The organism is Spelaeicoccus albus (genome assembly GCF_013409065.1).
GTDB classification, from domain to species: domain Bacteria; phylum Actinomycetota; class Actinomycetes; order Actinomycetales; family Brevibacteriaceae; genus Spelaeicoccus; species Spelaeicoccus albus.
In genome coordinates this window covers 578,342-597,832 of record NZ_JACBZP010000001.1, presented here as the reverse complement: position 1 = coordinate 597,832, position 19,491 = coordinate 578,342, and the positions used below count along the sequence as shown (strand labels likewise).

Genomic DNA, 19,491 nt, shown 5'->3' with positions numbered 1-19,491 from the left:
CTTCATGCCACAGGACGATCCTCTCTTGGACGCCACCGCGAATTACGTCATGATGAGACGGTGACAATCAACATTGGTTCAGGTCTTGGTATCGATGAACATTCTGGAGAGATGATTATCGTCAACCGGTCGCGTGTCGAGGCGGAGCTTGCTCACTCTCCTGACCACTGCAACCGCGCCGTCGCCGCTCTCGTCGACGGCGACTTAGATGTTGCAGCTACCGAACTTGATGCAGCGCCGCAGAATTTTCGTCGCGATGTTCTCCGTGGAGAACTCGCTCGATGCGCGGGCCATCCCGAGCAAGCCATTGTCATCTTCACCGATTTGTTCCAGATCCATACCCCGAAAGGACTTCGGCGAGCCATGTTGATTCAACACCTTGCCAAAGCGGAATACGCTGCCGGCGATCGGCATATGGCGTTAGCGCATCTGGAAGAAGCGTTAGAGCTTCGCCTGAGGGACCAGGCCCCAGCCGAACAGATCGAGTCTTCGAAGCTGATGCTAAAAATTGCCAGCCGTAAATGATCCGAGACCAAAGAGGTGAACCGTAACAGGATCGGCGAGTGGGTCAGCGATCAAGCATGGCGATGGCGGCGACGACGCAGTCAGCGTTATCGCGTGCTTGGCGACCACCGGGAAGGACCGGAGTGTCCTCCAGCCCGGTCCGGATGCCGTGGCCGAGAGCAACCGCGCGCTGGTTGACCGACCACGATGCGATTCCGTCACCGTGATGCACCTGTCCCAGCGGGATGCCCGCACCGGTCACCAATTCCTCAATGGCCTCGGCCTGCGCCAGCGCGGCATGCGGGTCGGCGTCCAACGGTTCGACCATGACCCGCACACACCATCGTGCCGAACCGGACGCGACGAAGGCTTGGGCGTCGCCGAAGGACAGCAGACCCGCTTCGATTCCAACGCCGCGACCTGCGAGCAGTTCGCAGAGGTCGGTGATGCCGTCCTCGCCTTGGTTGGCGGTGACCAGATCCGGGAGCTTGGTCCACGCTTCGATCGCACGTAGTCGACTCGCAGGATCTGCTTCGACGTCGGCTGAGGTGGTCAACGAGATCGGCGTGTGCGGCGACGAGGCGCGAATGGCGCGCAGCACTTTCGCGACATGATCCGCGGCGAGGGTCTGCCGGCCCTCATCGTCGAAGACGTGGACGTGCACCGACTGGGCACCGGCGGCTACCGCTGCGACCGTGTCCGCGGCGATCTCGTCCGGGGTGTGCGGCACCGCAGGATGTACGCGATCCCCGTTGAGCGCTGCCTGTACGAGCTGTACCGAATTCGTCATACACACCAGAATGCCCGCTACCACCGACAACACAGCAGCACGTGCCGCGAGAGGATCCTCGTGCGGGACGGCCTGCGTTCATAGGTTCAGCTTCAGACCCTCGTGTGAAGCAACGAAGCCGAGTCGCTCGTAGAAGCGGTGCGCATCGAGGCGGGTCTTGTCCGTGGTCAGTTGCACGAGGATGCATCCGCGCCGGCGGGCCTCGGCGATGGCCCACTCGAACATGGCGGCACCCAAGCCTTGGCTGCGGTAGGCCTGGGCCACTCTCACAGCTTCGATCTGAGCTCGCAGCGCGCCCCGCCGAGACATGCCAGGAATGGTGGACAACTGGAGAGTGCCCACCATCTCATCGCTGCGAGTGGTGGCGACCACGAGGAGCTGGGCCGGGTCAGCGTCGATCAGATGGAACGCACGCCGATACGGCCCCAGGTCCGCCTCACCAGCAACATCCTCCCGGGTGTTGCCCAATGGGTCGTCAGACAACAACTCGACGATGCCTCGCACATCCTCAATCGCCGCTCGACGAAGCACGACCACGGCGTCGGGCAGCGCAAGCGTTGTCAACGTTGTACCCACCCTGACAGTCTCCCATGCCCGCACCCCTGGCCGATCCCCAACTGAATGTGAGCCTTCACACCGACTGCCGTTTCGTGAAGGGAACTTTAGAGCAAAACGCAATGTTGCGAACGGGACTACTGACAAATAAAAGTCAACAGTCCTCTGCACAACCCTGAAATTGCGCGGCAGGCCGTGCCATCGACTCCTGAAACTGACAAAGCGAGACGCATCGGGTGCCCGCTGACCTTCGAGGCCATGCGGGCGACAATGCACGATATCGCCGGGATCCGCGTGGTCTGCAGCTTCATCGCCGATTCGTACCGGGTGGCCGATATGCTCACGCGGCAAGGCGATGTGAGCGTGATCGAGGTCAAGGACTACATCAAGTCACCCAAGCCGAACGGGTACAAGAGCTTGCACCTGATCGTGGACGTGCCCGTCTTCATGTCGGACAACGTCGAGCAGGTTCGCGTCGAGATCCAGATTCGCACGATCGCCATGGACTTCTGGGCCAGCCTCGAGCACAAGATCTATTACAAATACGCCAGGGACGTTCCGGCCGAACTGCTTGCCGAGCTCGGCCGCGCAGCCGATGTGGCGAACGAACTCGACGTCACAATGGAACGTTTACATGACGAAGTCCGCGCGCTCGACACCCCGTAAGTTTTCAGCGGACTCCACCACTCGGCGATAGGGGAGGGAGGGTCAGGCCGGGGACTCCGCGTAGTAGCCGTCGGCAACGCTCAGCGCCTCGTCGATCGCGTCCAATCCGCGCACCAGATCGTCTTCGCTGATGACGAGCGGCGGCGCGATCTGCAGCCTGTTGAAATGGCTGAACGGCCACACGCCGCGCTCTTTGCACGCGGTCATCAAGCGGGCCATCGGCTCGGCGTCGGCCCCCGACGCGTTGAACGGCACGAGCGGTTCACGGGTGTCGCGGTTGCGCACCAGCTCGAGTGCAAAGAACAGGCCCTTCCCACGCACCTCGCCGATCGAGGGGTGGTCGACGGCCATCTTCTCGAGCCGGGGGCGCAGCACCCGTTCGCCGAGGTCGCGCACATTTTCGAGGATGTGCTCTTCTTCGAAGATCTTGATGGACGCCGCGCCGGCCGCGCAGGCCAACGGGTGCCCGGAATAAGTCAGTCCGCCCGGGTACGGCGTGTCGTCGAACGTGCGGGCGATCCGGTCGGACAAAATGACGCCGCCGAGCGGAACGTACCCGGAGTTGACGCCCTTGGCGAACGTGATGAGGTCGGGTTCGACGTCGAACCCGCCGATGGCGAACCACTCGCCGGTTCGGCCGAATCCAACCATCACCTCGTCCGCGATCATGGCGATACCGTAGTCGTCGCACAGCTGCCGGACGCCGTCCAGATAGCCGGCCGGCGGAATCAGCACGCCGTTGGTGCCGACAATCGTTTCCAACAGGATGCCGGCAATCGTGCCGGGCCCTTCGAGCTGAACGGTTTGCCGCAAATGGTCGAGTGCCCGCCGGGATTCCTCCTCCTGGTCGGTCGAACCGAACGCGGAGCGGTAGGCATAGGGGCCCATGAAATGCACCACACCCGTCGCCGCCCCGTCGGACGGCCAGCGGCGTGGATCCCCGGTGGCCGTGATAGCCGTCGACGTCGCACCGTGGTACGAGCGGTACATGCTCAGAATCTTGTGGCGACCGGTGTGCACGCGCGCCATCCGGATGGCGTTCTCATTGGCCTCGGCGCCGCCGTTGGTGAAAAAGACTGTGTTCAGGGCGCCGGGAGCACGGTCGGCGATGAGCCTCGCCAGCTCGCTGCGCTTGTCATTGGCGAATGCCGGAGCGATATAGCAAAGTTCGTCGGCTTGATCCTTGATGGCTTGGACGAGCTTCGGATGCTGGTGCCCGATGTTCATGTTCACCAGCTGCGAGGCGAAATCGAGCCACGTGTTGCCGTCCGCATCGGTAAAGCTGGCGCCGGACGCACTCGCGATCGGCACCGGGGTGATCGCGTTTTGCGCGGACCAGGAATGCAGGACGTGCTTGGCGTCCAACTCGCGCACTTCCGCAGTGCTCAGGCGATCCCCGGACAAGGCTACTCGACCTTAATCGACTGGCCGTCGATCTTGGCGATGATGTGGATCGGGACCCCGAAGGCCAGTCCCATCAGGATCATGGCGCTCGACCATTCGATGACGGCCCGCATCTCGGAGATCGCCGGGTCGAAGGCGCTGCCCATGAAGTACAGGCTGGCGGCGAACAACACGAATCCGATAATGAGTCCGACCGCGGTGACGGCCCGGCTGCCCACCGCTCCTCGTTGGAGCTTTAAATCGTTGCTCACTGCATTTCCTTTCGAAGATCCCGCTCACGTCGGCAACCTGCGCCGACGCCTGTGACACGTCTACTTGCCATTATCCGTCACCGACCGTCTTTCCAGCCACCCGGGTGGTCCATCAAGTGAAAGATCGCCGGGCGCCGGCCCATTGTGCGAAGTCGCCGGGCATGCGCGGAATCAAAACGCGCTCGCCGCGGTTGAGTGTGTTGTGCCTGAGACATCCCCAACACCCGCCCCGGCCCCCGCTCCCGCGAGCGCCGCCGCAATCACGCCCCGGCCCCCGATCGCACGAGTGATGCTTTTCGGCGCCCTGACGGCGATCGGCCCTCTCACCATTGACATGTATCTAGCGGCCTTCCCGGCCGTCTCGGCCGACCTCGACGTGTCCTCGGCCATGGTGCAGCTCACGCTCACTGCGACACTTGCCGGTCTTGCGCTCGGCCAGCTGTTCCTCGGGTCGATTTCGGACGCGTACGGACGCCGTCGGCCCCTCATCGCGGCGTTAGTGCTGTACGTGCTGGCGTCGCTCGTTGTCGCCGTGACCTCGTCGTTCGCCCTGCTGTTCGCCATGCGGTTCGTGCAAGGATTCACGGCAGCTGCCGGCATGGTGTTGTCGATGGCCATGGCGCGCGACCTTTACACCGGGAGCGTGCTGGCCCGGCTGTTGTCGCGGCTCATGCTGGTTTCCGGCGTGGCGCCCGTGCTCGCTCCGACGATCGGTGCCGGATTCCTCGCGCTGGGCACCTGGCGGTCCATGTTCTTCGCCCTCGGCGGCTTCGGCCTGGCGCTCGCCGTTCTCGCGCTCGTCCGGGTGAAGGAGACGTTGCCGGAATCCCGGCGGGCGCAGGCCGGCGTGATGCCGGCACTGCGGTCGTACGGCGTCCTGTTGCGGTCGGCACGGTATCTCGGAATCGTGCTGACCGGGTCCGTCGCGATGGGGGCGCTGTTCACGTACGTCAGCGCCGCCACCTTCGTCTACCAGGATCTGTACGGTTTCAGCGTCCAAACCTACGCGATACTCTTTGCCGTCGGAGCCGTCATGATTACGGGCGGCAGCCAGCTCAACGCCAGTCTTGTGGGGCGATTCCATCCGGCCAACATCTTGCGGACGGCGATGGCCGGCGGGGCATTCTTCGGCGCCGTCCTGATAATTCTGGCAGCGTCGGATGCAAGCAAATGGGCATTCATCGGCATGCTGATGCCGGCACTGATCTGCATGGGCATGGTCATGCCCAATACTCCGACGCTCGCCTTGTACGACCACCCCGACCGGGCCGGATCGGCCGCCGCGTTCCTCGGTGCCATGCAGTTCTTGGCGGGAGCGCTATTGGCCCCCGTGACGGGATTGTTCCCTCAGGACTCGGCGGTGCCGATGGCCGCCATGATGTTTGCCTGCTTTGCAGCGGGATCGCTGGTCTTCGCGCTCATCGCCAAGCCGCGCGCGCTCGTCCGGTCGATGCCGTGGCATTGAGCGCCCCGAAGGGCGGGCGCCCCACAATATGCGTCCGCTAGTCGTCGTCCAGCGTGCTCGAAATCGATTCGGGCACCCGCGCCGTGCGAGCATGCTCTTGTTTGGCGACGAACCGCTTGACAAGGAGTTGCACCACCGCGATGCCGACGCCGGACAGCACTGCCCAGCCGATGGCCTCGGCCCACGCGACGTCCGGATCGTGCACGTCGTCCGGAGGATTCTTCCCGGTGCCCTTTTGCCAGGCGGCCGTCATGGCCTTGCGGGTCGCCATTCCGGCCAACGCGGCCCCGCCGGCCCCCGCGATTTTCCAGACAATCGAGTTCATGGCCCATCTCCTCGTGCATCGGCGACGAACCCCCACTATGAGTAGCCCGCCTGTGGTCCTCGGCGCTCGGTATCGAGCATGTCCTCGCCTAACCGTAGCGCGGCCGGACCAAAACGTTCGCGCCCGGATGCCAAGTTTGGCTAAGATCGGTAATTCAGAGCTCTCCGATCGTCGGGTTCCCCACCGGGCTCGTGCGCGAGGACACTTTTTCGCCAGTGTACGAGGCACGCAACACCGAACAAGGTTGAAGGTCAATGATTCGGTTCGAAGCAGTCACGAAGAAGTTCCCCGATGGCACGGTGGCGGTCGACGATCTCGACCTTGAAGCCCCCACGGGCAAACTGACGGCGCTTGTCGGCCCGTCCGGATGCGGTAAGACGACGACATTGCGGATGATCAATCGGCTGATCACTCCCACCACGGGGCGCATCATGCTCGGCGACGACGACACCGCCGAGCTCGATCCGGCAGTGTTGCGCCGGGGTATCGGCTACGTCATTCAACATGCCGGGCTCTTCCCGCACCGCACGGTCCTCGGCAATGTCACTGCCGTGCCGCGCCTGCTCGGCTGGTCGAAGTCCGAGGCACGGTCGCGCGGCATGGACCTGCTCGAGCGTGTCGGCTTGGACGCGGCGATGGCCGGCAGATATCCGGCACAGCTGTCCGGCGGGCAGCAGCAGCGCGTCGGCGTGGCACGTGCGCTCGCCGCCGATCCGCCGGTCATGTTGATGGACGAGCCGTTCTCGGCCGTCGATCCGATAGTGCGCGCTCAGCTGCAGGACGAGTTCTTGCGCTTGCAGGCCGAGTTGGAAAAGACGATAGTGCTTGTCACGCACGACATCGACGAAGCCATCAAATTGGGCGATCAGATCGCGGTCTTCGCCCGCGGCGGGCATATCGCGCAGATGGCCGAGCCGGCCACCCTCTTGGGGCGTCCGGCTAATGATTTCGTTGCGGATTTCGTCGGCCGCGACCGCGGGTACCGGGCGCTCGGGTTCCGGCAGGCCGCGGGTCTGCCGTTGCACACCGAGCCGACGGTCCGGCCCGGCACCGCGTGGAGCGATGCCGCGTCGGCAAGTCTCGATCACTGGATCTTGATCGTGGACGACGACGACCGGCCATTGGGATGGACGGACCTCGATCGGCCGTCGGGCGACGTCATCGACTCCACCACCATGAACCTCGGCGGCACGCTGGCCAGCTCGAACGGCGCGATTCGTGAGGCGCTGGACGCCGCGCTGTCCTCGCCGTCCGGTCGCGGGGTCGTTGTGGACGGTTCCGGCCGGTTCGCCGGCTCCGTCCTGGCCAGTGAAGTCGTCGCGGAGCTTGCCAATAAGCCCGAGGTGGTCGGCGCCGGCGAAGCCGTTATTGAACAGGACGTCGTCCCGTGACCGCGGGGATCGCTGCGGCATCGCTGAGCGGGGGCGCATCGCTGAACGCCGCCGGTAACGTGTCGCTGAACTGGCTGGGCAGCAACGCCGGCGAGATCGTGTCGATGTTTGTCCACCACATTGTGCTGTCCGGCATTCCAACGCTTGCCGGGCTGATCATCGCGCTGCCGATCGGAGCGTTCGCCAACCGCTATCGGTGGGCGTACACGCCCACCATCACCATTGCCGGGCTGTTCTATACGCTGCCGTCACTTGCTGTATTCGTGCTTTTACCGCTCGTGCTGGGTACCAAGATCCTCGATCCGCTCAACGTGATCATCGCGCTGATCATTTACACGCTCGCGCTGCTGGTCAGGGTCGTGGCCGACGGTTTGGCGTCCGTGCCGGAAGAGACGGTGCAGGCGGCCGAGGCCATGGGCTACCGCAGCGTCCGGCGGTTCCTCACGGTCGACCTGCCCATTGCCGCGCCCGTCATCTTGGCCGGACTGCGTGTGGCGTCGGTGGCGAACGTGAGCATCCTGTCGGTTGCCGCCCTCCTGGGCATCCCGCAGCTCGGGCAGCTGTTCACCGAGGGATTTCAACTCGATTTCTACGCGCCAATCATCGCCGGCATCGTCTTGACGGTGTTCTTGGCGTTCGTGTTCGACGGCATCATCGTGGTGGCCGAACGGCTCATGACGCCGTGGAAGCGGGCACGCACGGAAGAGGTGACGGCATGATCGCGTGGCTGTTCGACCCATCCCACTGGACCGGCCAGACCGGCATCTGGATCCGCGTCGTCGAGCATCTCGCCTACTCCGGGATCACGCTGGCCTTCGCCATGGCGATCGGACTGCCGCTGGGCCTCTACATCGGGCATACCGGGCGCGGCCGGGTCGTCATGGCCGGCATCGCCAACGCCCTGCGCGCCCTGCCGACCCTCGGATTGCTGATCCTGGGCGTGCTCATCATTTCGCCGGTGATCACGAATGACCTGGCGTTCACCCTGCCGTGCATCATCGTGCTCGTCATTTTGGCGATTCCGCCGATCATGACAAACACGTTCGCGGGCGTGGCCGCGGTCCCGGAGGAGATCAAGCAAGCCGGATACGGGATGGGAATGACCAGCCGACAGGTGTTGTGGCAGGTCGAACTGCCGAACGCGCTGCCGCTGATCGTGGCCGGGATCCGAAGCTCGGCGCTCCAGGTCATCGCCACGGCGACGGTCGCGGCGTACGTATCGTTGGGCGGCCTTGGCCGGTACCTCATCGACGGGCTCGCCACGCAGGACTACGCGCAGATGGCCGCCGGATCGCTGCTCGTCGTCATCCTGGCCGTTCTCGTCGAGATAGCGCTGGTCGGCGTGCAAACCCTCATCGTGTCCCCGGGCGTGTCGGCTCGTAAACTCCGACTCACGAATGCCCGGTCGGCACGCGCGGCACAGCGTGCGGAGTCGGATGAGCGCGGCACGGGACCCTCGGCCGCGGGGACGTCAGGCACTACGGACCAAGAGATGGCACACAGATAGGAAACGTTCATGCGAAAGATGGCAATCGTTGCGGCCGCAGTGGCCGGGGTACTCGCCGTGTCCTCGTGCGGTGCGGGGAAAGATCCGCTGAAAAATGACAGCACCGAGGGAGGATCGAACGGGAAGATCATCGTCGGCTCCGCGAACTTTCCGGAAAACTCGCTGATCGCCGAGATCTACGCGGGCGCGTTGAACGATGCGGGCGTGAAGGCCGGCACGAAACTCAATATCGGCCAGCGCGAGGTGTACATCAAGGCAATTAAGGACGGCTCCATCGATCTGGTGCCCGAATACACGGGGAACCTGCTGCAGTATCTGGACAAGAACGCCACGTCGACTGATCCGGCCACAGTGATGAAGCGGCTGAAGAAGGCCGTGCCGAACAATCTGACGGTGCTGGACCCCAGCAAAGCCGCCGATCAGGACTCGGTGACCGTCACCAAGGAGACCGCGAAGAAGTACAACCTGAAGACGATCTCCGATTTGAAGCCGGTGGCATCGAAACTCGTGTTGGGCGGGCCGCCCGAATGGGCCAAGCGAAAGACCGGCGTGCCCGGCTTGAAGAAGGTCTACGGCCTGCACTTCAAGGACTTCAAGCCGCTGGATACCGCCGGTCCGGAGACCGTGACGGCATTGAAGAACGGTCAAGTGCAAGCGGCGAACCTGTTCACCACCGACCCGCAGGTCGCCAAGAACGGTTTCGTGGTGCTGAAAGACGATAAACACCTCTTCCTGCCCGGCAATGTGGTACCGCTGGTGAACAAGAAGAAGGCAACGCCCAAGGTCAAGAAGGTGTTGGACGAAGTCAACAAGAAGCTCACGACGCACGAGCTGACCGCGCTGACCAAAAAGGTGCAACTCGACAAGCTGGACAGCAAGAAGGTCGCCGGCGACTGGCTGGCAAAGAACGGCCTCGGCGGCTGAGCCGGCTCCGGCCGCGGGGCGGACGTTTGGGTCGGCCGCCTGTTCCGACGTACACTTGCCGCAGCGACAGGGGAGCACGGCAAGAGTGCTGAGAGTGCGGTGACGAATCCGCAGACCCTCGAACCTGATCCGGCTAATACCGGCGAAGGGAGTCGAGAGCTCTTTACCCCTCCTGATATGCACAGGAGGTCAGTGCAATGGTTACTGCACACGTTTCGCAGACGCCGCGCGCCGGTAGATTCCGGTGGCGCGTCGTCGACATCGTGATTGCGGCGGTTCTTGGCGTTGCGGCAGGCGTCATCTTTTGGGCCTGGGGCCTGGCGTGGACGCCGCTGAGCAATCTACTGGTGGTCATCGCGCCGCTCAGCGGGCTGCTGGCCGGCGTCTGGCTATTTGCCGGAGTCATCGGCGGGCTGGTCGTCCGCAAGCCCGGTGCCGCCGTCTTCACGGAGATCGTCGCCGCGACGGTCGAGATGGCCATTGGCAGCCAATTCGGCTTCTCCAACTTGATCTGGGGGCTCGCCCAAGGGCTCGGCGCCGAGGTGATCTTGCTGCTCTTCCTCTACCGGAAGTGGGGCGTGGCGGTCGCCGTCCTGGCCGGAGCGGCGTCCGGACTGGTCTGTGGGCTGATGGACACGACGTTCACGGACTCGGCGGCGTGGAGCGCCGCTTGGAAATCCCTGTACACGGCGTGCACCATCGTCTCGGGCGCGGTGCTCGGCGGCCTGCTCTCCTGGGTGGCCGTGCGAGCGTTGGCACGCACCGGCGCGCTGAACCGGTTCGCGGCCGGACGCAGCCGGGAAGCGATTTAAATGGCCGAGCCCGAATTCGCCGGCCCGGTCGGCCCGGCCGCGGTCACCGCACGCGGATGGGGCTGGAGACATGCCGGCCGCAAGGCGTTCGCCGTTTCCGGGCTCGACCTGACAATCGCGCCGGGCGAGAAAATTCTGGTGCTTGGCCCGTCCGGAGCCGGCAAGTCGACGCTGATGGGCGCGCTGGCCGGCGTCCTGGGTGGAGCCGACGAAGGCGAAAGCGTCGGGGAGCTGCTCGTTGACGGCCGGCCCGCATTCGGACCGGGACGGCTGCCCGGCAGGTCGGGGCTCGTCCTTCAAGACCCGGAATCACAGGTTGTCCTGGCCCGGTGCGGCGACGACGTGGCGTTCGGGTGCGAAAACCTCGGCGTGCCTCGTCGCGATATCTGGCCGCGGGTCGATTCCGCGCTGCGCGCCGTCGGGCTCCCCGTTGAACGCGATCGGCCGACGACCGCCTTGTCCGGCGGACAAAAGCAACGCTTGGCGCTGGCCGGCGTGCTGGCCATGCGGGCCGGGCTGATTCTGCTGGACGAGCCGACGGCGAATCTTGACCCGGACGGCGTCCGGCAGGTTCGAGAGGCGGTGGTGGCCGCCACCGCGTCGCGTCAGGCCACGACGCTCATCGTTGAACATCGGGTCGCGGTATGGCGGGACGTCGTCGACCGGATCATCGTCCTGGCGCCGGGCGGCGGGGTGTTAGCGGATGGCGAGCCGGACGACGTCCTGGGTCGGCACGGCCGCATGCTTGCCGAAGCCGGCGTCTGGGTGCCGGAATTTCCACCTGCCCTGCCTGGGCGCGGCAGGCGTCCGGCCGGACCGGAACTTCTCCGGGCCAACGGCCTGACGGTCGGCCGCGGGGGACGACGTCGCTTCTTTTCTCGGGAGCGACGGCCGGCGGGGGGCGTGCCGGCTGCCGGCGACATCGACGTGCGCATCCGCTCGGGACGGTGCTTGGCCATCAGCGGACCGAACGGGTCCGGCAAATCCACGCTCGCGCTGACATTGGCCGGGCTGCTGCCGGAATTGGGCGGCGCCGTGGAAGCCGCGTCCGAACTGGCCGGCGATGCCGGCAGCGAGCCGAACGAGTGGTCCTCGCGTGAGCTCCTGACCCGGATCGGCGTCGTTTTCCAAGACCCGGAACTGCAATTCTTGACCGGATCGGTCGATGACGAACTCGCTCTCGGGCTGGTGAAGGCCGGCGTGCCGCCGGAACAACGCCGTGCGCGCATCGACGAGTTGTTGAACAGGCTGCGCTTGTCGGGGTTGGCCCGGGCCAACCCGTTCACATTGTCGGGTGGGGAGAAGCGGCGCCTTTCCGTGGCTACCGCTCTTGCCACCGCTCCCAAGGTCGTCGTGTTGGACGAGCCGACGTTCGGACAGGACGCCGGAACCTGGGCCGAACTCGTCGCGTTGCTTCGTGAACTGCTGGATTCGGGTAGCGCCGTCGTAGCGGTCACGCACGACGCCGACTTCATTGACGCGCTGGCCGACGACCGCTTGCAACTCGGACCGGCCGTGCAGCCCGCGGGCGAGTCGAGGCGGGCCGTCGCATGAGCATCATGGCGGCACCGGTGCGTGCGACACCAATCTCCCGGGCGAACGCCGTGGCCAAAATGACTGCCGCCCTGATCCTCACCGCGACGCTGGTGCTGTCGATCGACCCGGTCTCGGCAGCCGTGGCGCTCGCAATCGAGCTGATCGCGTTGCCGTTCGCCGGGTTGGGCGTGAAGACGTTGCTGGCCCGCACCTCCGTTGTGTGGCTTGCCGCGTTCGCGGGCGGATTCGCGACGCTGTTCTTCGGAGTGGATTCCGGCGCCACCGTGCTCGACCTCCAGGTAGTGCGAATTTCGGAGGGGTCGGCAATGCTGGCCGCGGCAATCTGCTTGCGCGTGCTGGCCGTCGCCTTACCCGGTGTGGTGCTCTTTGCAACGACCGACCCAACGGATTTGGCCGACGGAATGATCCAGCGGCTGGGGCTGCCGGCACGATTCGTGTTGGGAGCGCTTGCGGCGCTGCGCTTGGTGGGGCTGCTCATCGACGACTGGCAGTCGCTCGCGATGGCCCGCCGGGCGCGAGGCGTCGGCGGCGGCATGGGGATCAAACGATTTGCCGGCCAAGCGTTTGCGCTGCTGGTGATGTCGTTGCGACGCGGTTCCCAGCTGGCAACGGCCATGGAGGCTCGCGGGTTCGGCACTGCGGCGCCCCGGACGAGCGCGCGCGTGTCCACGTTTGCCGCTCGGGACGCCGTCCTGGTGGGCGGTGCCGCGCTGGTGGCGGCGCTTGCCGTGACGGCCGCGAACCTCGCCGGTACTTGGAACTTCATCTTCACGTAGCCCCGGCCCCGCGCCTCCTCAGCCCCCTTCCCGTGTCTGGGTCCGCGCCTGGCCCCGCGCCGACACTTCTATGGTTGTGTCAAGCGGTGATGTGTTCGAGGTTTCGGTAGATTTCTCGGGCTATGTAGCGTTTGAGGCTTCGGTGGATGTCGCGGTTGCTGGCGTCGTGGGTGGTGCGTTTGTCGCGGTATGCCTGGGTGGCGGGGTCGTGGGCGAGTCGGGTCATGGCGATGCGGTGGAGTGCTGAGTTGAGTTGCCGGTCGCCGTAGCGTGATAGCCGGTGTCGGGTGGTGTTGCCGGAGGATGCTGGTAATGGGGCGGTGCCGGCGAGTTTGGCGAATGCGGCTTCGGTGCGGATGCGGCCGTGGTGGGAGTAGGCGTTGAGGATTTTCGCGCCGTTGATGGGGCCGACGCCGTTGATGTCGAGGAGGGCTGGCGTGGTGTCGGTGATGATGGTGGCCAGGCGTTCTCGGTTGGCGGCGAGTTCGGCGGTGAGGTGGTGGATTTCTTTGGCTATGCGGCGGGCTTCGTCGCGGCAGGTGGTGGTGTCGAGGTCGTCGGTGGTTCGGGTTCGCCAGGCGGCGATGGTGGTGATTTGAGCGTTGGTGATGCCGGTGCGGGCGTCGATGCCGAGGTTGGTGTCGCGGCATAGCGCGGTGAGTGAGTTTTTCAGCCGGGTGCGGTGGGCGTCGAGGCGTAGGCGGGCGGCGAGGAGCACTGCCAGGGCGTGGCGGGCGCCTGGCGCGCGGGGTGTGATGAGCTGGTCGGTGTCGGTGCCCAGAATCCCGCGGGCAGCGGTGCGGGCGTCGATGTTGTCGGTCTTACCGGTACCGACTCGGCTGGTTTTGGCTGGTGGGCGCACTTCGGTCACTTGCAGGCCGGCGTCGGCCAGCAGGAGGGCCAGTTGGCGCCCGTAGGAGCCGGTTCCCTCGCAGGCGATCAACACGGTGCCGGTGACTTGGCTGATCCAGGTCAGGGCTCGGGCTAGTCCGGCCGGGTGGGTCGGGAACGTTTTCGTTTTCTCAATGCCGCCGGTGCGGGCGTTGACGAGGGCATAGGTGTGCGTGCGGGCGTGGGTGTCCACGCCGATGACATGATCGTAGGTGTCTGCGACGATAGTCATGATGGTTACGTCTCCTTCACGGTTCGTGACTGTCACGGTGCCGGTCTGGAAATAGTGTGTGGAGGCATCTCCTTTAAGGGCCACACCCCCACATACGGGGTGGGCATACTTCTATCAAGCCTTCGACACGGTCAGGCCGGCACCGGCCTCTTATCGTGGTCAAGTCGACGCAAAGACACCTCAACAGAGGGGCCGAGTGGTGGAGAGACACGCCACAAGAGACCAGTTACCAGCCTGCCAGCTAACAACCAGGCCAGCCACACACCAGTAAAGGAGTGGTGGCGAATGGCTGCGAAATCGCCGATTTCGCAGCCATTCGCCACCACTCGGCGGGAGCGGAGCGCCATTCGCCACCACTCGGCGGGAGCGGGATCAGTCGGAGTACCGCCGGCGGCGTAGGGTGACGACGGCGATCACGATGATGATCACCACTATCAAGGCCACCCCGATGACAATCAGAATCGTGCCGAGAGACCCCGAACTCTGACTGGTGGACGGCGTCGAGGCGTCCTGCGAGCCGTTGTCCCGGTCGCTACTGCCGGATTTTCCCGTGGTGCCGGACGCCGGGGACGCGGGCGCTTCGTACGTGGTCGCCTTTTTGGCGGTGAAGTCGAAACTGCCCGAGACCGGATGCCCGTCGGCCGACGTGACGCGCCAATTCACCGTGTACGACCCGGCCGGGAGTTTTCCTCCGACCACGACTGCGACAGTATTGTTGACGAGCTTCGCCTTCGAGACGGTGGCCGGGCCGTCGGGCCCCTTCACCGCGATAGTCGTCCCGATCGATTCGGACGGCTGATCGAACGTCAGCACTACGCGATGCGGCACCGTTGAAACGGACGCCCCGTCCTGTGGGGCCGTCGACTCCAGCACATTGTGTGCCGACGCCGCCGTCACTCCGGAAAAGGCCAGAACGATCGTCAACAGCGCAATGAGCGGAATTCGCAGGATCGGTCTCATCGGTCAGTCCGATTCCGAGCTGCCGGACGTACCTGAGGTGCCGGGCTTCGTGCGTCCTCGTGCTCCCGTGACGGGCCCGGAATCGCGCCGGAACAAGGCAATGAATACGGCAATGACGCCCAGGCCGATCCCGATTCCGCCGAGCCATCGGGCGGTGTCGTCGGAAGCGGACGACTTGCTCATGTCCATGCCGCTCATCCCCTTCATGCCGCTCATATCCTGCCCGGACGACGCGTGGCTCGACGACCCGTGGCTCGACGAGTCGGCGTCCTCGGCGGCAGTCGTGGTGAAGGTGGGGGCAGGATGCGGCGGTTCTTCGGCACCGGCTTTCGTCTTTTGCGACCATGAGACGACGGACTTGTCCGAATACGTCTGCTTGGCCGGCATCATGACGGTACTGCCGTCCTTGGGCAAGGGGCCGACCATGATCGTGAACGTTTGATATTCCCCTGCCTTGATGCGATGTCCGGGTTCCGCCTTCCATGTCACGGTGCGCGGCGCCTTGGTGATCGTGGCACCGTCGACCGTCACGGCCTTCGGCAGCTTGCCTTCTTTGACTGTCGCAGTCCACCCCGGGGTGGGCTTTGTCGAGACGGACGTGAACGGATGCTTTGCGGGCAGTTTCACGCTGAGCTTCGTAGTGGTTGCCGTCGCGGACTCGTTTGGTACCCGGAACGTCAATTGCGAATATCCGCCCGCGGCGGTGCCGTCGGCCTCGACGCGGACATGCGCGGACGCCGCTACGGTCGGCAGGGCGATCATCGCGGCGGTCACGGCTCCGGCAGCGAGCATGCGCAGCCCGAGTTTCTTGTGCTTCATGTCAATTCCTTAAGAATGGTGCCGACAAGCGGGTGCTTGCGGGCAGTACGAATTGGCCGACCGGGTGCGGTCGAGCCGAGAACGTGTTCAGGCGAATTGACGACGTGGCGGTCCGCGCAAGGGAGCCACGCTCAAGATGGGACACAGCGTCGGCGTGCCGAATTGGACGCGGGCACGCAACACCGACCGCGGGCTCAGCCTAAAGGGATACGTCCGGACGACGCGTGCCGTCAGCCAGGCCCACAGGCGCCAGACCGCGTCCTCGCCGTGGCTGAGAGCCAGCGCGGTCACCGCCGTAGCTATCACGTGGAAGACGATCATGCTGAGCGGGTGCGACAAGCCCGCGTTCATGGACGCCGCCTGCATGGCCGTGGCGGGCAAGTCTGCGCCGTGCATCCCGGCCATCGCGCCGGTGCCCATCGCGCCGGCGCCCATCGGCCCGGCCATGGTTCCGGGCGAGATCATCAGCGCTTCATGCAGCGCGAGCTCGCCGAAGCCGAGCATGGCCAGGACGGCCGGCAGCGGCAGTCGCCACCGAGTGAGGACGACGCAGGCCCATAAGACGAGAACGAAGATTATCGACCCGTGGACGAACGACGGAAGCCGCCCGCCGCCGGCAACATGGGCGGTGGTGCCGACCAGAATGATCACCGCGGCAAAGACGGCGGCACGCAGATAGCGCAGCTGTCCGAAGCGCGGAGACCTCATGCTGTGAATTCTAGCCGAGCAACTCCAACAGCGTCCGTCCACGATCGTCGTCGCGTTTGACCGGTGTGCCGTTGATTGAGTTGACCGGAACCAACAGCCGGACGCTCGACAGCACCCAGACGGCGTCCGCCGTCAGCAGGTCCTCTTCCGTCAACCGGGCGTATTCGACGGTGAGGCCGACTTCCGGGGCCCGGCGGAACAGCTCGATCTGCGTCGTGCCGAACAAGATGCCGAAGTCGGGGTCCGGAGTGAGGAGGGTGTCTCCACGCGCAGCGACGACCGTGGAGGTTGGCGCCTCGAGAATTGCGCCGTCCGAACTGGTGAAGATGACCTCGTCGGCGCCGTGGTCTTTCGCATATCGGGTGGCAGCCATATTGACGGCGTAGGAAAGTGTTTTGGCGCCAAGAAGCAACCACGGCGCGCGCTGAGCCGCATCGCTGTCGTAGCCGCGTTCGAGAAGGACGACGTCCACCCCGGTCTCGCGTTCGGCAATCGCATGCTCGGGTGCCGGGCCGGCCAGTGCCCACGCCGTCAGCGCGCCGGTTGCCTCGACGCCGCGGCTGATGATGAAGCGGACGACGATTTCGTCGCACGCGTCGTGCGCCTCCACTGCCGCTTCAACGGCGCGGCGCCACAGCCCCGCATCGGGCTCCGGTAGGTCCATGGTGCGTGCCGAACGGGCGAGCCGGGCCATGTGGTCGTCGAACCCGTGTATGACGCCGCCGCGAACCGAGACCGCTTCAAAGATGCCGTCGCCGCGCACCGGGGCGAGGTCGTCGACTCGGAGCTGGGGCTCGGTGACGTCTGCCGGATGAAAGGTGCCGGCGGCAAGATCCACCATAACGAGCGAAGGAGAAACCATACGCCAGTCTAATCACGCCTGCGCTCGATCAGATCAGCTGACATCCCATTCATGATGGACCAGTTCGTGCAAGAGATATCTGGCCAGCGAGTCGATAGTGAACCGGACGCCGTCCCCGCGATCGCCGACCAGCTCCCACTCGTCGTCCTGGACAAGACGCAGCCGCAGACTCACGGCCGCCGCGTTGGCAGTGATCTCCTCGGCGACACGGTGCGAATCGGCGTGTGCGTAGTCGCCGGCCGCGGCCGCGTCGTCGGCGCTCCAATCGTCGAACTCGGGGGCGTCCTGGGTCAGCATCTGATCGAACCTGCCGTCGAACAGTGCGAGGATGTCGCGAATATGACAGGCGTATTCCATTGGCGACCACTTCGTCGGCGCCGGCCGTTCGCGCAGCTCGGGGCCGTCGGATTCCAAGAGCGATTGCCAGAAAATTGCAGCTCCGTCGATACGCGAAGCAAAGGCGTCACTGCCGTATTCGGGCGAGTTGAAACCGCATTCCGGGCACGGGCGCTCGAGCACCCACGTCCAGTCTTTCGTGTCCGGCGGCGGTGTCGGAAAGTTACTCATAAATGAACACTAGTCCGCGGTTTGGCGGACGGAACCAATTTGAGGTGCATTGATACCGCAATTTCCGGTAGTCTTACCCAGTAGTTGTTGTGCCACGCACGTCTTGCGCGCTTCGGAAAGATGAGAAGCGCTTGTTCTACCTAGGAGCGGACGAGCATCACCTCGACGAATGCTCTCGAAAGTCGGGAGTGGAAACGTTCCAAGTTAGGAAGAACAAATATGACCACCGGTACCGTGAAATGGTTTAACGCTGAAAAGGGCTTCGGCTTCATTGCTCCGGACGACGGCTCGGCCGACGTCTTCGCCCACTACTCGGCGATTAACGCCACCGGCTATCGCTCGCTCGAAGAAAACCAGAAGGTTGAATTCGAGATCACGCAGGGCCAGAAGGGCCCGCAGGCGGAAGACATCCGCGCGCTCTAATCAAATAGTTGTCGAAGCGTGAGCGCTTCGGGATCTTGCACAAGTGGCTCGCCGTCCTCGGACGGCGGGCCACTTGTGCGTGTGGGCCGCGTGCGGTGACGTCCCCGCCGGCGCCGCTGACATCGAAGCGATTCCGGGGCATGCTTGAGGCATGGCGACACATGGGGATGACAACCGTACGTACACGGCCACAGCCGCGGAGTACACGGAGGCGTGCGCCCGTTTTCGACGGCTGCATGAACCGGGACACTTGTTGATCTTGCCGAACGCGTGGGATGTGACGTCGGCGCGGGCACTGATGCAGGCCGGCTTCAACGCCATCGGCACGACAAGCCTGGCGACGGCTTTCGGGGCGGGCGTCGAAGACGGCACCGGACAGACGCGTGACCAGACGATCGATTTGGCGCGGCAACTCGGCAGGCTGAAGGCGCTCGTTACCGTCGATATCGAGAGCGGGTTCAGCGAGCGTGACGACGAGGTCGCCGCAGTAGTCCGGGAGCTCGCAGAGGCCGGCATCGTCGGATGCAATATAGAAGACGGCACGTCGACGGGGAAGCTGGTTCCCGCGGACCGGCAGATCGAGAAGATTCGTGCATGCCGGGAAGCCGACGCGGACATCTTCATCAACGCGAGAATCGACACCTACTGGGTGGGGTCGGCCGAGGGCGATGCCGCCGCGAACGAAGTACTTGAACGAGCACGACGGTATGTCGACGCAGGGGCAGACGGGATTTTTATCCCGGCGTTGGCCGATGCCGCGCAAATCCGCGCTTACTGCAAGGAGATTCCGGCGCCCGTCAACGTCCTGTATTCGCCGGCCGGGCTCACGGTTGCCGAGCTCAACGACGCCGGGGCAGCACGGCTCAGTACCGGATCCTTCTTGTTCAGACACGCAATTTCCGGGGCGGTTGAGGCCGTGCGAGAAATAGTCGGCGGCGCATTGCCGGGAGCGGAGGTACCGGCTTACGGCGAGTTTCTCGGCTGACAACCGGAGTAAGTTATCAAAACGTTATGTGACGTTCCAATCTAAAATATCTGTTCGAGTGATTTACGGTGGACGAAGTGGAATCATGGTGACTCTCGAAGCTATTGGCGGTTGGGG

Annotated in this window: 23 protein-coding genes and 1 riboswitch; of the genes, 12 read left to right on the top strand and 11 right to left on the bottom strand. The window is 64.7% G+C overall.

Annotated elements, in window-relative coordinates:
• Positions 1-60 precede the first annotated feature (60 nt).
• Entirely contained in the window at positions 61-525 is a 465-nt protein-coding gene (locus BJY26_RS02900; protein WP_179425501.1) for a tetratricopeptide repeat protein, read from the top strand.
• A 43-nt stretch (positions 526-568) separates the two neighbouring features.
• On the opposite strand, the gene BJY26_RS02895 is transcribed toward BJY26_RS02900, so the two are convergent.
• Together BJY26_RS02895 and BJY26_RS02890 are read right to left on the bottom strand one after the other, a co-directional pair.
• Positions 569-1,294, bottom strand: coding sequence for a 3-keto-5-aminohexanoate cleavage protein (locus BJY26_RS02895; protein ID WP_179425499.1), 726 nt, complete (start codon positions 1,292-1,294; stop codon positions 569-571).
• 78 nt (positions 1,295-1,372) lie between these two features.
• Positions 1,373-1,870, bottom strand: coding sequence for a GNAT family N-acetyltransferase (locus BJY26_RS02890; RefSeq protein ID WP_237249165.1), 498 nt, complete (start codon positions 1,868-1,870; stop codon positions 1,373-1,375).
• 249 nt (positions 1,871-2,119) lie between these two features.
• Between BJY26_RS02890 and BJY26_RS19330 the strand changes: the two genes are divergently transcribed.
• Positions 2,120-2,515: a GTP pyrophosphokinase gene (locus BJY26_RS19330; RefSeq protein ID WP_342354636.1), complete on the top strand. Its 396-nt coding sequence runs from the start codon at positions 2,120-2,122 to the stop codon at positions 2,513-2,515.
• Between the two features lie 42 nt (positions 2,516-2,557).
• Here BJY26_RS19330 and BJY26_RS02880 read toward each other — a convergent pair whose 3' ends face one another.
• Both BJY26_RS02880 and BJY26_RS02875 read right to left on the bottom strand, forming a co-directional pair.
• Complete coding sequence (locus BJY26_RS02880; protein WP_218852229.1) at positions 2,558-3,919, bottom strand: aspartate aminotransferase family protein; 1,362 nt, start codon at positions 3,917-3,919, stop codon at positions 2,558-2,560.
• Positions 3,920-3,921: 2 nt separating this feature from the next.
• Positions 3,922-4,170: a hypothetical protein gene (locus tag BJY26_RS02875; protein ID WP_179425497.1), complete on the bottom strand. Its 249-nt coding sequence runs from the start codon at positions 4,168-4,170 to the stop codon at positions 3,922-3,924.
• A 202-nt stretch (positions 4,171-4,372) separates the two neighbouring features.
• On the opposite strand from BJY26_RS02875, the gene BJY26_RS02870 reads away from it, so the two are divergent.
• Entirely contained in the window at positions 4,373-5,635 is a 1,263-nt protein-coding gene (locus BJY26_RS02870; RefSeq protein ID WP_179425495.1) for a Bcr/CflA family efflux MFS transporter, read from the top strand.
• A gap of 37 nt (positions 5,636-5,672) precedes the next feature.
• Here the strand turns inward: BJY26_RS02870 and BJY26_RS02865 are convergent, their stop codons facing one another.
• Positions 5,673-5,960: a DUF4235 domain-containing protein gene (locus BJY26_RS02865; RefSeq protein WP_179425493.1), complete on the bottom strand. Its 288-nt coding sequence runs from the start codon at positions 5,958-5,960 to the stop codon at positions 5,673-5,675.
• Between the two features lie 254 nt (positions 5,961-6,214).
• Between BJY26_RS02865 and BJY26_RS02860 the strand changes: the two genes are divergently transcribed.
• The 7 genes from BJY26_RS02860 (at position 6,215) to BJY26_RS02830 (ending at position 12,927) form a co-directional block, all read left to right on the top strand.
• Positions 6,215-7,351 carry an ABC transporter ATP-binding protein gene (locus tag BJY26_RS02860; protein ID WP_179425491.1) on the top strand — a complete coding sequence of 379 codons (1,137 nt, stop codon included), beginning with the start codon at positions 6,215-6,217 and terminating at the stop codon, positions 7,349-7,351.
• The gene (locus BJY26_RS02855; RefSeq protein ID WP_308191278.1) at positions 7,348-8,070 is read left to right on the top strand and encodes an ABC transporter permease; all 723 of its coding nucleotides are present in this window, start codon (positions 7,348-7,350) and stop codon (positions 8,068-8,070) included. The genes BJY26_RS02860 and BJY26_RS02855 overlap by 4 nt, the downstream gene beginning before the upstream one ends.
• Positions 8,067-8,858 (top strand): ABC transporter permease, encoded by a 792-nt coding sequence (locus BJY26_RS02850; RefSeq protein ID WP_179425489.1) that lies wholly within the window; start codon positions 8,067-8,069, stop codon positions 8,856-8,858. Before BJY26_RS02855 ends, BJY26_RS02850 begins: the two co-directional genes overlap by 4 nt.
• Before the next feature lie 9 nt (positions 8,859-8,867).
• Positions 8,868-9,782 (top strand): ABC transporter substrate-binding protein, encoded by a 915-nt coding sequence (locus BJY26_RS02845; protein ID WP_179425487.1) that lies wholly within the window; start codon positions 8,868-8,870, stop codon positions 9,780-9,782.
• Between the two features lie 58 nt (positions 9,783-9,840).
• Positions 9,841-9,950, top strand: a riboswitch (TPP riboswitch).
• 29 nt (positions 9,951-9,979) lie between these two features.
• Complete coding sequence (locus tag BJY26_RS02840; protein WP_179425485.1) at positions 9,980-10,594, top strand: ECF transporter S component; 615 nt, start codon at positions 9,980-9,982, stop codon at positions 10,592-10,594.
• A complete protein-coding gene (locus tag BJY26_RS02835) occupies positions 10,595-12,148 on the top strand; it encodes an ABC transporter ATP-binding protein (RefSeq protein WP_179425483.1) in 1,554 nt (517 codons plus the stop codon). It begins immediately after the preceding gene.
• Positions 12,145-12,927, top strand: a complete 783-nt coding sequence (locus tag BJY26_RS02830) for an energy-coupling factor transporter transmembrane component T family protein (protein ID WP_179425481.1) — start codon at positions 12,145-12,147, stop codon at positions 12,925-12,927. The genes BJY26_RS02835 and BJY26_RS02830 overlap by 4 nt, the downstream gene beginning before the upstream one ends.
• A gap of 79 nt (positions 12,928-13,006) precedes the next feature.
• Here BJY26_RS02830 and BJY26_RS02825 read toward each other — a convergent pair whose 3' ends face one another.
• The 6 genes from BJY26_RS02825 to BJY26_RS02800 all read right to left on the bottom strand — a co-directional run bounded on the left by BJY26_RS02825 (position 13,007) and on the right by BJY26_RS02800 (position 17,966).
• Positions 13,007-14,050, bottom strand: a complete 1,044-nt coding sequence (locus BJY26_RS02825; RefSeq protein ID WP_179425479.1) for an IS110 family RNA-guided transposase — start codon at positions 14,048-14,050, stop codon at positions 13,007-13,009.
• A gap of 372 nt (positions 14,051-14,422) precedes the next feature.
• Positions 14,423-15,010, bottom strand: coding sequence for a copper resistance CopC family protein (locus BJY26_RS02820; RefSeq protein ID WP_179425477.1), 588 nt, complete (start codon positions 15,008-15,010; stop codon positions 14,423-14,425).
• Between the two features lie 3 nt (positions 15,011-15,013).
• A complete protein-coding gene (locus tag BJY26_RS02815; RefSeq protein ID WP_179425475.1) occupies positions 15,014-15,829 on the bottom strand; it encodes a YcnI family copper-binding membrane protein in 816 nt (271 codons plus the stop codon).
• 87 nt (positions 15,830-15,916) lie between these two features.
• Positions 15,917-16,537, bottom strand: coding sequence for a hypothetical protein (locus BJY26_RS02810; protein ID WP_179425473.1), 621 nt, complete (start codon positions 16,535-16,537; stop codon positions 15,917-15,919).
• Positions 16,538-16,547: 10 nt separating this feature from the next.
• Complete coding sequence (locus tag BJY26_RS02805) at positions 16,548-17,399, bottom strand: aminodeoxychorismate lyase (protein ID WP_179425471.1); 852 nt, start codon at positions 17,397-17,399, stop codon at positions 16,548-16,550.
• A 33-nt stretch (positions 17,400-17,432) separates the two neighbouring features.
• Positions 17,433-17,966, bottom strand: coding sequence for a DinB family protein (locus BJY26_RS02800; RefSeq protein ID WP_179425469.1), 534 nt, complete (start codon positions 17,964-17,966; stop codon positions 17,433-17,435).
• A 219-nt stretch (positions 17,967-18,185) separates the two neighbouring features.
• On the opposite strand from BJY26_RS02800, the gene cspE reads away from it, so the two are divergent.
• Together cspE and BJY26_RS02790 are read left to right on the top strand one after the other, a co-directional pair.
• The gene (gene cspE, locus BJY26_RS02795) at positions 18,186-18,389 is read left to right on the top strand and encodes a transcription antiterminator/RNA stability regulator CspE (RefSeq protein ID WP_179425467.1); all 204 of its coding nucleotides are present in this window, start codon (positions 18,186-18,188) and stop codon (positions 18,387-18,389) included.
• 151 nt (positions 18,390-18,540) lie between these two features.
• Positions 18,541-19,374, top strand: a complete 834-nt coding sequence (locus tag BJY26_RS02790) for an isocitrate lyase/PEP mutase family protein (RefSeq protein WP_179425465.1) — start codon at positions 18,541-18,543, stop codon at positions 19,372-19,374.
• Positions 19,375-19,491: the final 117 nt, after the last annotated feature.